This window comes from Candidatus Defluviibacterium haderslevense, from assembly GCA_016712225.1.
Lineage (GTDB): Bacteria > Bacteroidota > Bacteroidia > Chitinophagales > Saprospiraceae > Vicinibacter > Vicinibacter haderslevensis.
In genome coordinates, this window is record JADJRL010000003.1 from 4,873,307 (window position 1) to 4,887,365 (window position 14,059).

A 14,059-nucleotide genomic window follows, 5' to 3' on the forward strand; every position below is an offset into this window, starting at 1 on the left:
GAATTCTTAAATCTATTACACTTAATCCGACACCGATCATTATGCAATTCTATTTCAATCATTAACCACTTTAACTGTTTGGGTTTCATGTTTCGTAATAAACTGAATTAAATAAACGCCCTTACCAAATGGACTTAAATCATAACTCAATTCATTTAAACCCTTACTATACTCCACTGTTTTAGAGTCAATGACAATTCCTTCGATATTAATGAATTGCATTTTACCAACTGCTGCTTCCAAACCAATAAATGATATTTGGATGGTACCACTTGTAGGATTGGGAAAAATATTCAGTGCAGGCGACTCAAGCTTTCTACTTGTCAAGCTACTACAAGGCAGAGGTAAAGTAAGTTTATTTGGTGCACCGATACCACAAGCATTTACTCCACTAACTGTAATGTCGCCTGCACTATTTCCGATTAATACTTGTATGATATTCGTGTTAGCACCACTTGTAATTACACATCCTTGTGGTACGGTCCATTCATAAGATGTAGCGCCTGGAATTTTTGCAATATAATAATTTTGCAAGGTCCCTGCACAAGGATTAGTCACACCAAAAATTTTACTTGCGGCAGGAGGCGTACCAGTTACATTGATTGTTCTTACTAAACTAGAACCACAGGAATTAACGGCTACGACACTAATAGTACCTGTAGTGAATAATGGAAATGAAATAGTCATTATTGTATCTCCTGGACTTGGATTGGAGTTTATTACAGCGCCTAAAATATTAGTTGTCCATGTGTAAGCGCTTGCACCAATTATTTTGTTTGTCTTGTAAACTGATGTGGTATTGCAATTTGAATATGCTGATCCGGAAATTGATGTTGGAATAGGAGGAACAGAGTTAATAACTAATTTTCTAATCGGACTTAAACCACATTCATTATACATGACTACACTCAAAGTCCCATTTTTGAAAATTGGACCAAACTGTAAAGTTATTTGATTTGTTGCTTGTCCTTGTATAATACTTGCTCCTGAAGGTGCCGACCAGTGATAGTAAGTATTATTTACCAATGGAACAGAATATTGCTTAATTGAATTAGCACAAACTGCACTGCTTTCACCAACTATGGGTTCCGGCATAGGTGGCACCTGATTAACGGTCACGAGCATAGGATCAGAAATTCCATTACAACCATTTTCATCAGTTATAGTAACGATGAATTGTCCTGAAGTAGTGACGTTAATTTGTTGATCAATAGACCCATTATTCCATAAATACGATGTAGCAGGATTCGAACTCAATATAACTGAATTACCTTGACAAAATGCGGTTTCCGAACTTGCACCTATTTCTGCAATGGGAAGTTCATGTACAATTACAGCTGTAACTGGTGATATTCCTATACACCCATTAATATCTGTAATGGTTACTTGGTAATTTCCTGATGTTGGAACATTGATTTCTTGCGTGGTGGCACCTGTATTCCATAAATAAGTAGATGCCAATTCAGACTTTAACATGACATTTTCACCTTGACAAAACGTTGTAGGAACGCTAGCTAAAATAGTTGATAATATTTGATCATTGACTTGAACTGAAGTAACTGAAGAAACAGCTGTACAACCATTTGCATCAGTAATCGTTACAACATAATCTCCAGTAGATTCTACAACAATATCTTGAGTCGTTGATCCATTATTCCACATAAAATGCTCTGCATCATTTGCACTCAATACAACTTGTCCACCATGACAAAAAGTAGTAGGTCCATTGGCTGTAATTGTTGCCTGAATTGGATCTGGTTGCAATACATTCAATGATAAACTTGCTGAACATCCATTATCATCCGATACAGAAACTTGGTATTCATTTGCTGACAAATTAATAAGATTTACTTCAGCTTGGACAGGATTTGAATTCCATATATAACTATAAGTGTTTGGCAGCTCATAACTGACTATAATATTATCTACGGAAGCAGGTGCTTGACTTCCATAATCATAATTGTTTCTCCAACTAAAAACAAGTCGCTTTGAGGAACCTGCAATATTATCTATACCAGTTATTGAATCCGTTGTGTAAGTGGCTTGAGAATGATAGCTTCCCAAATAAGGAGGCGACAAAATTTGAAACAATGGCTGTACAACTTGATCCGCAGGAATTAGAAAAACTCTCATATAATCGACACCTCCCGGAACATTGCTAAACTCACCTTCACCCTTCCAATCAAATTTTATTTTAATGTTTGTTGCACCAGGTGGAAAATAAAAGTCTTTATAAAAATGTACAATAGAGCTAGTGTATGTGTTATAAGTATTGTTCGTGTTATCTTTTGATATGTATATGGATTTATTTCCTCCATTGGAAGTAGCTGTTCCAATAACCCAGTGATTTACTTCAGAACCATTCACAAGATTCCAATCTGAACTAGTCTCCCAATCTTCCTTTATTTCAACTTTGGTTTTAGCTAAAACACTTGCCATTCCATCTTGACCCCCAAAACAAGAAACATTAGTTACATCGCCTTTTAGTTCCAACGTTGGGATGGATTTATAATTGAAATCAAACGAAAGACTATCATTATTTATATACCCATCCTGTAAGTGATTAGGATTAGATATATACATCAAAAGATTATGGTTGCCATTTGCTATTTCAATGGCTGGAAGTGTGACTTGCGTGGATGCATTTGAACCTAGAATACCATTCCATTCATAAAAGTTAAGCACCCCATTATCTAATTTATAATTAATTACAACAGAAGTCAAAACATTAGATCCAAAATTTCTAACATTGACCTTAGGAATTAAATGATAAGGTGCAATACATTCATAAGTATACGTTGTTTGCAATGGATATGAAACTGATTGTATAGCAGCATCGTTAAGTGTCACTGGAGTACATCCATTTGAAAACACATATGGATGATATGCAATCGCTAATAATACGGCCCGAGCTCTGTCTTTTTGACCTTGAGTAAATCTCATATTACCTGTTGTAAAATTTCCAGAATAGACAAAACTATAACTCATGAAATTATATCTTGAATTATCCCATATTCCATTTGGGGTGCACGGATTCGTAAGGCCATAATCTCCTTGTTTATGCGGTGGTGTATCACATACTCGATCACCATTATCTGAACATGCAGTATCTGCTGGCAAAAATGCGGCCCTGGAATAGTTACATTGGTTCCATCACCATTAAAAGTGTGAAATAAATTAAACATATGCCCTACTTCATGAGTTAAAGTAATTTTTGTAGAAGTTATTTACGTTGAAAGAATGACTACCCCATCATAAACAGAACCCGATTGGAACGTTGCATATCCACTAATGTTTCCGCCACAAATTTTACTGACAACCCAAATATTTAAATACGATTCAAAAGGCCATTTACTTAAATCTTTAACAGCTTTTTCATTTCCACAGGTATTATAATACGGATTACTAATACCTCCAATAGAATATTTAGGAACTACTGTTCCATTAACACGATTAATTCCAGTGCTCGGGTTACCATTAGGATCTCTTACTGCTAAACAAAAATTGATTTGCATATCGACACCAGTACCATTCGAATTCCTAAATTCATTATTTAAGGTTTGAATTGCACCTTTTATCTGAGCATCAGAAATATTAGTTCCCGTTCCGATAGCTTCTCCAAGATGTATTACATGAACAACTACAGGCACATCATATATAGGTGATTGAGATCGATAATTCTGTTTTTGCGATTTAAGAATTGCTTTTATCTTAAATTCCATGTCATTCATTTGATTGCGGTAGTGCTCATCATTAGCCATTCTTGTGGCATGTAATACATCAAAACCACAATGCTCTTGTGCATTAAGAAAATAAACAAATCCACTGAACAATATAAAATAAGCAATTGCAAAAATTTTTTTCATGATGATTATTTTTAATATAAATTAATGAAATATTTTAAATTACATGAAATCATAAATAAATCATGTACGATAATAATAAAGTTTAAAGCTTTGAACATGGATAGATATTAGGAAAGCCTTACTTTTCCGTTCTTGGGATTATACTTTATATTGCTTGATAGAAAATGAATTTCTGGTTCAAATATCTATATTAAAAGTATGTCAATATTTTACAATTGACAATTGATAGAATTAACTTTACAACTGGTAGAACACCATTTTTTTTTATAAAAAAGTAAAATGTTGCTTTAAAAAATACAAAAGTAGTTGCAAATTAGAATTGTATTACTCGAATGTCGTCTTATACGGACTGAATTCTTTATTAATCTTACCTTTTAGTATGATCATAGATTTTCAAATTTGAATACTATTTATTTCTTGGTAAACCGACTAATAAATGCCTCTTTTTTACGTTTGGATACTTCTACTTGATCACCATTACTTAATACAATACTACCTCCATCACCCCGGATATATTTTCTTACTTCATTAAGATTGACCATTGTAGAGTGGTGTACTCTAAAAAAGTTATGAACTAAAAACAAATCTTCATATTCACCCAAATTTTTTGAAGTAACAATCTTTTCCCCTGACTTTAAAACAAATATGGTGTATTGACGATCGGATTTAAGATATAGTATTTCATGGACAAAAACAATGGACAATCCTTCTGTTGAAGGCAATGCAATTTGCAAATATCCTGTTTGATCAAAATTTTTATTTTGCATCAAAATTTCAAATTTCTTATTCATCAAATGTCGCTGATTATTTTTTGAAACCTTTGAGATGGCGGCTTTTAGTTCTTCAATATCAATGGGTTTTAGCAAATAATCTATTGCACTAAATTTAATTGCTTTTAAAGCATAATGCTCAAATGCAGTAGTGAAAATGATTTCAAAATTGATATTTTCAAACTTATTTAATAGATCAAATCCACTTTCTTTTTGCATCTCTATATCTAAAAATACAATATCAATGGCATTGTTCTGTACGAGATGAAATCCCGCATCAACAGATGAAGCTGAACCTATTAATTGAACATCAGGGCAATAATCTCGTAAGAGATTCTCTAATAATTTAGCACTCCTAATTTCATCTTCGACGATAATAGCTTTCATCATATTTATAATTCTATGGGTATTTTGATCATTACTTTTGTGCCAGTTGCATTTCCCTGGGAATCTTCTAAATCAATGATGTCTATTTCAACTCTTTGATGAGTACTGTTCTCAATCATATGTATACGTTCTTCAGTAACTTTCATTCCCAAAGACTCATGATGTTTTAATTTAGCTTGATTTATTAATGAAGAATTACGTCTGCCAATCCCATTATCAACTATAGTACAAACAATCCTATTATCAATGTCTTCCAGCTTTATTTCAAGATGACCTGGACTCGTCTTGTTTAATAAGCCATGGATTACAGCATTCTCAACATAGGGCTGCAATAACATGGATGGAATAAAAGTGCTTTCTTTGTTAATATTCAAAGCTACATCAAAATGATAAGTAAACTTATTCACAAATCGCAATGCTTCTAGTTCCAAATAATACGACAACATACTTAACTCAACTTCAATAGAATTTGATTGTTTGTCAGATTTTTGTAAAACAAGTCTGATCAATTTTGAAAATTTTGAAAGATAGTTCAAAGCCTTCTCCTTTTCTGATTCTGAAATCAGTTGTTGAATGGCATTTAAAGTATTAAATATAAAATGTGGGTTCATCTGTGCTCTCAAAGCAGTTAATTGAGCTTAAGCGATCTTCTTATTTACTTCTATTGTCTCTCCTTCTTGCTTTCTAATTTGGTTTACTCGAATTGTGTAAATAAGATACAACAACAGAATCAAACTTCCTAAAATTAAAATTCTAAACCAAGTAGTTTTCCAATAAGGCGGTTCAATAACTAAATTGATTCTAAATTCATTTTTATTCCATTTCCCGTCATTATTTGATGCCCTAATATGCAATAAATAATTTCCAGGAGGCACATTGGTGTAATAGGCAAAACGATTGGTTCCGTTATGGATCATTTCAGGATCAAATCCTTCTAGTTGATATGCAAACTGATTTTTTTCAGGATGGTCATAACTCAATGCCACCATTTCAAAAGATAAAAAATTTTGTTTATAACTTAATAAAATGGTTCCTGAATTGAGATATTCATTCAACAAAGGTAGATCCTTATTGAATATTTTAAATGAGGAAATGCCTACTTCTGGATTAAACTCATTATAAGAAATAGATGTCGGGTTAAAAATATTAAATCCATTTAACCCACCAAAAAATAGTTCACCTGATTTCAAATGCCTTCCGGAACAATTATTAAACGAATTGCTTTGAAGCCCATCATCTGCCGTAAATAGTTCAAAAGAATTTATATCATAATTAAAAGTTACATTAAACCTAAACAAACCTTTTGCTGTGCTAACCCAAATCATATTATGATTGGCCACAACAACTGATTTAATATCTTGACATAATTCAGTAGACCTAACACAAAATGACATTACTGAATCCTGTGATCTATTCCAAAGGTATAATCCACGATTAGATGCCATCCAAATATTTCCTTGAGCATCTTCGGCAAACTGATGAACAATACTTGCTTTAAATTTAGATGAATTAGAAAAATTACTGATAATTTCAAATCCATCACCAAGATGTAAGATACCCGCACGGGTAGTAGAAACCCACATAGTTTTATAACTATCTTCAAAAACCGTACAATAAAAGCTTCTCTTTAGCTTAGCAATATTTGCATTATTAAATTGATTCTCAAAAACTCCATTCAAAGATTTCAACCTACACATTAATCCACTGGTAGCAGCCCATAATTCTCCATTTGATCTAACTATAAGATCAAATACAACTTTTCCAGGCAAACCATTTGTATTTTTTTCATCATATTTATAATGCTTCCAAATATCCTTTTCAGGTAAATAATAATTAAGACCTTCATTCGTTCCAACCCAAAGATGATTTAATGAATCTAATGCTATAGCATAAATTCTATTATCCAATAAAGAATTATTATGTGTTAAATCTTGATGATAACATTTAAATAAATCAGTTTTTCTATCATAGTACATTAATCCACTTTTACTTCCTATCCAAAGATTCGCATTTTGATCTTCAAGGACACATGTAATATCATCTTCACATAAAGAATTTAATTTGCCGGGTTGCAAAATAAAGCTTTTAAATTTTTCTCGATTCGGACTCTTACGATCTATTCCTCTGTTCATTGTACCAATCCACATCATTCCTGATTTATCTTCAAAAAGCGAAAGAATTTTATTGTCGCTAACACTTTTTGGATTAAATGAATCGTGGACATAATGATGCCATTCATGTATGCTTTGATTAAAAACAATCAATCCATTTGTTGAACTCGCTACCCAAATATTTCCTCTTTTATCACACTGCATAGCATTAACTTGCTTCATAGCAGAACTTAAATCAATATTTGGGAGCTCAACTGGAATAAATTGATAAGCATTTGTATCAAATTGAAATACTCCTTTTCCATAAAAAGATACCCAAAGATTTCCTTCAGTATCAAAAGTTATTGGACCTAGATGATTTGCAGTAAACGAATTTATATCAGAGGCATCAACTAAATAACATGTAAACCCAAAATTTATAAGTGAAAATTTATAAAGTCCCTTTAAGGTAGTCATCCATAAAAAGCCATGCTGATCTGCAATCATATCAATGATTCTATTTCTTGCATGAAACTCAGCATGTGTGCCAGTAGTGTCATGTTCGAACCTAGTGAATGTCATTGTAGATTCCTCAAAACGAGCCAAACCTAACCGAGTGCCTATCCAAATAGTTTTATTCTCGTCTTCGACTATACTAAATACATCATTATGATTGATACTACTTATTGAATTACTATGTTGGAAAACAATAAATTTATCTTTCTTTGGGTAGTATAAAATCAAACCTTTAGATCCAAACCATAATCGACCCTTTGAATCTTTAAAAGCACAGTTAATATGACTTATTCCAGTTAAAAGTGTGTCGATTTGAGCTATGGGATAAATTTTGGAAGAATAACCGTTATATTTATTTAATCCATCGTCAGTTCCAATCCATACAAAACCATCATCATCTTGAACAATACAATTTACCGAATTATCTGATAATCCTCCTTCAATATCAAAATGTTGAAAGGCTGCATCTTGATTTTGAGCAAAAAGTTCGAGCTGATATAAATTAACAAATACCAAAATCAAGAAAAATGATCGTGTCAACTTAGATACTGCCTCCTTGGTAAATTCCATTCCTAGCAAAGTTAAACATTTCTAAGATATATACACTCACATAAGTAGACTACAAATTGACAAGTGGTTATATCTAATTGACTATTGGGATCAGAATTGGTATTCAATCTTCACAATAATTAACATCTATATTTATTAGACTTAATGACCTTTTCTCGTTATGCTTTGAAAAAAATATTTCAAAAGTGATTTCATAAAAACAATCTTAGGGAAATGCCATATGATGCTCAGTTCTTCGATAACATTCGTCTCTTCATCCAAAAATTTAAAAATTTTCCTAACATCATTTTTGGTATACATGAGGGTGAATAATTTAGGACCTATATCATTATGATGCTTCAACACATCTAAAAACAAGGTGTCATAGAATCTAAAACGCTTGGAAATAATACCAGAATTTATATTTCTTTTATCCTTGATATTCCTAATGAGTTTCAATGCGTTTCGCTCAGCATTCTTGAATGAATATCCACTTGATGGCTTCACCCAACCACCTGCAGTACCAATGAGAATATGATTCCCATGAGAAAGTGTTTCAAACTGAAATGTACTCATAGGTATGATCCCATATTCTTGATCTACAATTTCATAATGATCTAAATGGAGAATCTCTTTGATGTATCGTTTTAACATAAAGTCATAATCCTGATCTCTCAAGAGTTCCATGTTAAATAATGTAAACTCAATTAAAGCTTCTCGACTATGGATGGGCAAGACATAAAAAAAACTAGTTTCCTCTTTCCATGGCATTCTGTAATCCATCATGGTAAACTGATCAGGATTAAAAAAATCTTGATCTGTTTTAATAACCCAACCTTTGAAATGCTGAAGAATTGGTTTATTTAATTTACTTTCTTGTATAAATTCATCAGGCATCCTACTGTCAAAAACATAAGTAGCTGAATATACATGATCCCTACCCTTTACAAGTAGATCCTTTCTATGAATTACCTCTGATATCTCATCCTGATACCATTTAAATTTTTTAGATTCAAGTAAATTCGCTTTACTATAATTATAAAAATCCAATCCTTGTAACATCTTATATCGGTATGGACTAAGATCAAAATGTTTATACCCCCAATTGGAAAAAAAACTACCATGAGTCCAACTGTGTTTGGTGATATGATCCCATTTTCCGGAACCTTTTTCCCAATAGCACCAAGTGCGATCGTTTACATCTTTATTTGTTTTATCAATAATGACAATGGACTTATCGTCAAAGTAAGCATCATCACGCATAGCTAAAGCTACATGCAATCCTGCAGCACCTGCCCCTATAATCACAATATCACAATGTATTTCAGCCATTAAAAATGTGCTATATTAAAACAAATAAAATTGAAACGCTTATAATTTATATTCACTATTTCCTTATACCTTTTAATGATGATGTTGAAATGATTTTAATTATTCTATAAATTTAAAACATTTGGACATCACAAATAAATTCCAAAATCAACTTACCCCACAAAGGCTTTTTTACCGCTTATCTATGTCAACAGTTCATTATCAATGAAACAAACATCAATATCTGATAATCGTTTAATTCTGATCATTAAATTAAAGATAGCGTGATTACCATGAAAGTATTGTCCCTCTAATATAATCATCAATGTTCATTACGATATAAAACAAAAACAGGTTTCAAAAGTAAATTTGAAACCTGTTTTATACAAAGTTTTTAAATATCTATACTTCTTTTCCGCCGTCAAGACGATCTTGATATTCAAATAATTCTTTCCATTGGCCTTCGGAAGCCATAGCTGCTTGTTTGGACCAGGTACTTGGATCCGCCAATTGATATCGTTCACCTGCTTTATCCAATATCTCTTTGAGTCTCTCCAATGATGTATGGGCTAATTGATTCCATGTCGTGATTCCGGCCTCATTTAATAAATGTTCAATTTTTGGTCCAATACCTTCGACTGCTTTTAAATCATTCAATGCATATTTTTTCAATAATCCCAATTTAATCAATATGGATTCCAATTTAGAATTGGTATCATCATTAATCAATTCTTTACCAGCAGATAGCTTCCTTTGAAAATCAATTAAATCATACCATTTGGAATCTCTTGCCAATGCCGCTTGTTCTGGCCAAGTGGCAGGATCTATAATTCTATACTTAGAATCTGCAGCTTCAAGTAATGATTTAAGTTGATCTGGATTCTGATCGGCTAGTCCATCCCAATCTTCAATACCCTGTCCCTTAAGAAATTCATCCATCTTAGGACCTATACCTTCAATAATCTGTAAGTTATCTTTTACTAAGCCAAGAAATGCGCTTTCAGGAACCTTAGAAGAGATAGATATTAAATGGTGATCCTGATCTATAAGTGCATTTGCACTTGTCAAAGGCACATGTTGTTCTAATGTTGCATCCAGCTGTTCTTTAAGGTCTTTGCTTTCACTTCTGCAGGCCGCTAATTCGCTTTCTAATGCTTGAATTAAGTGGTGATCATGATCTGCTTCCGGAACTGCTTTAAGATTAGCATTATCCTCTGAATCATCAGTTGAAATTTTGGCCAACCACCAGCCTAAAAGGAATGGAAGTAACCATGATAATAATATTTGCCACCAGGCCAAATCACATAAAGAAATTAGTAGTATCATATTCAATTATTTTGAAAATTCTAATTCAGTTCTTCTATTTTTTGCACGACCCTCCTCCGTTTCATTGGATGCAATAGGACTTGATTTGCCTTTCGAACCAGTCTTAATTTGACTTCCTTTTACCCCTTTGTCTATTAAATATTCTTTTATGGCATCAGATCTGGATTGTCCTAATTTCATATTGAATTCATCATTCCCAACATTATCTGTATGACCCATTAATAATACATGTCCACCTTCTTTGACTAGTTTACTAGCTACCTTGTCTAAATAGCTGATGATCTGTTCATTCTTATCCCATTCCGTAGTATTATATCCATGATAAATGATGGCTCGATTTTCAAATTCTTCTACAAGTTTTAAAGGTTCGAAAAGTATCCGGTGACATACTGATAATTGGGTGTGATCTTTAATGTCTTCACCTACTAATTCTGCACGCGTTGTGATTCTCTCTGCAGGAATTTTCTCTGAAAACAATAGTTTAATGGCTTCTGCCCTTGCGATTCCCAAATTTTCAAACTTGGTATTATTCTGTTCTGATGCTTTGTATTGCCCGGTAATAATGATTTGCTTACCATCCCGGGTTAATCGCATCAATGAATCCAAATAAACTGGATAACTATTGCCCAAAACACAGCTGTCGGACTGCCACCCAAAAAGTATAGGTTCGGTATTGCTTATTGGATTTTCAACCAGTACGGGTTTACAACATTCTGTTTTATTGCACGACCATATTCCAAAATAGATCATTAGCAACAGCGCCCATAGCAAAAGTACCAACCATTTCATACCAATCAGTTTATGAATCCATGAATGAGAATTATCTTTTTATCTCTAAAAATTTGTTTAAAGCTAATACATCTTTTTAGATTTAATCCAAATTTTTTAACATTTAATTAAGAAATATTTTAAAACTTTTCTAGCTTATCGATTTGCTAAATATCATATACATCTAATTCAATATTTTATATATTAATCATAATCATGATATGTAATATAAAGTAAACTTTCCAAGCCTATTAAAAAAACACCCACCTCCATTTATCATTTCAATCTCCTCAATTCCTATTAATCATTCCCCATTTCACATTCCGTATTTCACATTCCCCATTTCACATTTCACATTCCCCATTCCCCTCTTCCCAAAAAATATCTTCACCATTTTTGCTAATTATCAAAACTTCACTATTTTTGCATACACCTTAATTGCAATAACACCCTAAAATGATGATCCATAATCTTATGGCTCGTCCTTTTATAGCACTATGCCTTCTATTGGTATGCGTCTATATAAGTGAGTCCTTCATTGGATACTTAATCTTATTCAGTATCCTGCTGTCTACATGCCTGTTTTTATTTTATAAATATAAACAGAGCACCAACTTAAATTGGTTGTGGTTTATCCCGGTAATCCTTGCTTTATTTTGGATTAGACTAGCGTTTCATCATCAAGCGCATCATCATGATATTACCACTGAATCTTTAAATCTCCAGGATAAATGGGCTATTGTAAAAGAATGCACCCAATCCATCCAATCAGCAGATCTTATTGTAAGTATACCTGATAAGCATGAATCCATTCTAGCCAAAATTAAAATAGACTCCTTATGTCATGAATCAAAAATATATGCCGGTGACTCTATATTATTAAATGGCATCCTGCATCTCATAAAACTCAAAGCTCAGTTCGATGGGTTTGACTACAATAAATATCTACTCAGAAATCACATTCAATTTACGGGCAGATTCAATTCAAACAACATACAAATAGTCCCCAAAAAAAAAATCGACATCGTCAATGCCGCAAATAAAGCCAATGTTTATATCAGCAATCTACTCTTTCAAACCATTTCCGATCCTCAATTGGCTAACCTACTGATCGCCATATTGGTTGGCAACAAATCAGAAGTATCTACAGAAATAAAAAATCTTTTCATTGCTACAGGGACTGCACATATTCTAGCGGTTTCAGGTATGCATCTTGGAATGCTATACGGGATTCTTAAATTTCTATTCTTAAATCATGTATTCAAATCCAAAAAAATTCAAAAAATTCAAAGCCCTATTATCTTATGTTTGATTTGGTTTTTTGCCTTTTTGACAGGATTTGGATCATCCGTCATCAGGGCAGCGGTCATGTTCACTTTTTTAGAATGTGGATTACAACTCAATCGTATATCCAATGCAGTTAATATACTTTTTGCTTCGGCCTTTTTCATGCTGTTCTATAATCCTTGCATCCTATATGACATAGGATTTCAATTGTCTTTTGCAGCAGTTCTTAGCATAGTTCTATTCCAACATATGATAAAACGAGTATTCATAACATCCAATAAATGGGTAAATAAAATGCTGGAGATTATTACGGTAACACTTGCCGTTCAAATTCTGATTACACCGATCAGCACATATTACTTTCATAGTTTCCCCATTTATTTTTTGTTTTCCAATTTAATTTGGATTCCGCTTTCATTTTTATTGATGGTATTAGGAATTGGCATTCTAATAACCCATTTCCTATGGATTCCCATTTCTGTGGGCTTAGGTATGATATCGAGTTATCTTTTGACTTTTGGACTTTGGATATTCTCAGTATTAGAAAAACTTCCATACTTCCAATTGAATCAATTGGTGATTTATCCTGAACAATTATTGCTCATTTATTTGACCTTATTTCTATTGTATTGGTGGCTGCATCTACATCAAACCAAATACTTATATTTAGCTTTATGCTGCATACTATTAAGTGGAGTCGGACACATGATCCGAGTCATTTATAATAGCCATACCTATGAATTGATTTGCTATCATAAGAAAACAAATGCCTTGATCGATGTTAGAATCGGACAAACAATTTATTCATTTACCGAAAACCCAACTTCTACAGTCCAGAAACTAAATGACTATCTCCAATATCATCAAGTCAATGAATACATCCAAATCCCTATAGATTCCAATTCGATCCATGAAATTCGTCTACCGCAAACTATATCAACTTACCACTCTATTCGAATTCTAATTAATCGATTTCAACCTAAAGTAGATCATACATTTCAAGTTATTTATATTAAGAAAGGCGCACATTACATTCAAGATTTCCTTCAAGCTCAAGACTGTAATATTGTAGTTCTATCCTATAATCTTTCAAAGAAAGCAAGAGCCTTTTGGATATCTGAATTGAAATGTTACCAAATACCGTATTTGGATTTAAGCCTTGGTTTTCAAACACTAAAACTATAAACAC

Annotated in this window: 10 protein-coding genes; 1 reads left to right on the forward strand and 9 read right to left on the reverse strand. The window is 32.7% G+C overall.

Annotated elements, in window-relative coordinates:
* Positions 1 to 54: 54 nt before the first annotated feature.
* The 9 genes from IPK88_19005 to IPK88_19045 form a co-directional block, all read right to left on the reverse strand.
* On the reverse strand, positions 55 to 2,988 hold the full coding sequence (locus IPK88_19005; GenBank protein MBK8245524.1) for a T9SS type A sorting domain-containing protein: 2,934 nt from the start codon (positions 2,986 to 2,988) through the stop codon (positions 55 to 57).
* Entirely contained in the window at positions 2,985 to 3,185 is a 201-nt protein-coding gene (locus IPK88_19010) for a hypothetical protein (GenBank protein ID MBK8245525.1), read from the reverse strand. Before IPK88_19010 ends, IPK88_19005 begins: the two co-directional genes overlap by 4 nt.
* A 42-nt stretch (positions 3,186 to 3,227) precedes the next feature.
* Positions 3,228 to 3,866, reverse strand: coding sequence for a hypothetical protein (locus tag IPK88_19015; protein ID MBK8245526.1), 639 nt, complete (start codon positions 3,864 to 3,866; stop codon positions 3,228 to 3,230).
* A 410-nt stretch (positions 3,867 to 4,276) separates the two neighbouring features.
* Entirely contained in the window at positions 4,277 to 5,026 is a 750-nt protein-coding gene (locus IPK88_19020; protein MBK8245527.1) for a response regulator transcription factor, read from the reverse strand.
* A gap of 2 nt (positions 5,027 to 5,028) precedes the next feature.
* Positions 5,029 to 5,646 (reverse strand): histidine kinase, encoded by a 618-nt coding sequence (locus IPK88_19025; GenBank protein MBK8245528.1) that lies wholly within the window; start codon positions 5,644 to 5,646, stop codon positions 5,029 to 5,031.
* A 15-nt stretch (positions 5,647 to 5,661) separates the two neighbouring features.
* Positions 5,662 to 8,199, reverse strand: a complete 2,538-nt coding sequence (locus IPK88_19030; protein MBK8245529.1) for a hypothetical protein — start codon at positions 8,197 to 8,199, stop codon at positions 5,662 to 5,664.
* A gap of 141 nt (positions 8,200 to 8,340) precedes the next feature.
* Complete coding sequence (locus IPK88_19035; protein MBK8245530.1) at positions 8,341 to 9,510, reverse strand: lycopene cyclase; 1,170 nt, start codon at positions 9,508 to 9,510, stop codon at positions 8,341 to 8,343.
* A gap of 381 nt (positions 9,511 to 9,891) precedes the next feature.
* The gene (locus tag IPK88_19040) at positions 9,892 to 10,428 is read right to left on the reverse strand and encodes a DUF4332 domain-containing protein (GenBank protein MBK8245531.1); all 537 of its coding nucleotides are present in this window, start codon (positions 10,426 to 10,428) and stop codon (positions 9,892 to 9,894) included.
* Between the two features lie 393 nt (positions 10,429 to 10,821).
* The gene (locus tag IPK88_19045; GenBank protein ID MBK8245532.1) at positions 10,822 to 11,604 is read right to left on the reverse strand and encodes an OmpA family protein; all 783 of its coding nucleotides are present in this window, start codon (positions 11,602 to 11,604) and stop codon (positions 10,822 to 10,824) included.
* A gap of 435 nt (positions 11,605 to 12,039) precedes the next feature.
* On the opposite strand from IPK88_19045, the gene IPK88_19050 reads away from it, so the two are divergent.
* Positions 12,040 to 14,055 carry a ComEC/Rec2 family competence protein gene (locus IPK88_19050; protein ID MBK8245533.1) on the forward strand — a complete coding sequence of 672 codons (2,016 nt, stop codon included), beginning with the start codon at positions 12,040 to 12,042 and terminating at the stop codon, positions 14,053 to 14,055.
* Positions 14,056 to 14,059: the final 4 nt, after the last annotated feature.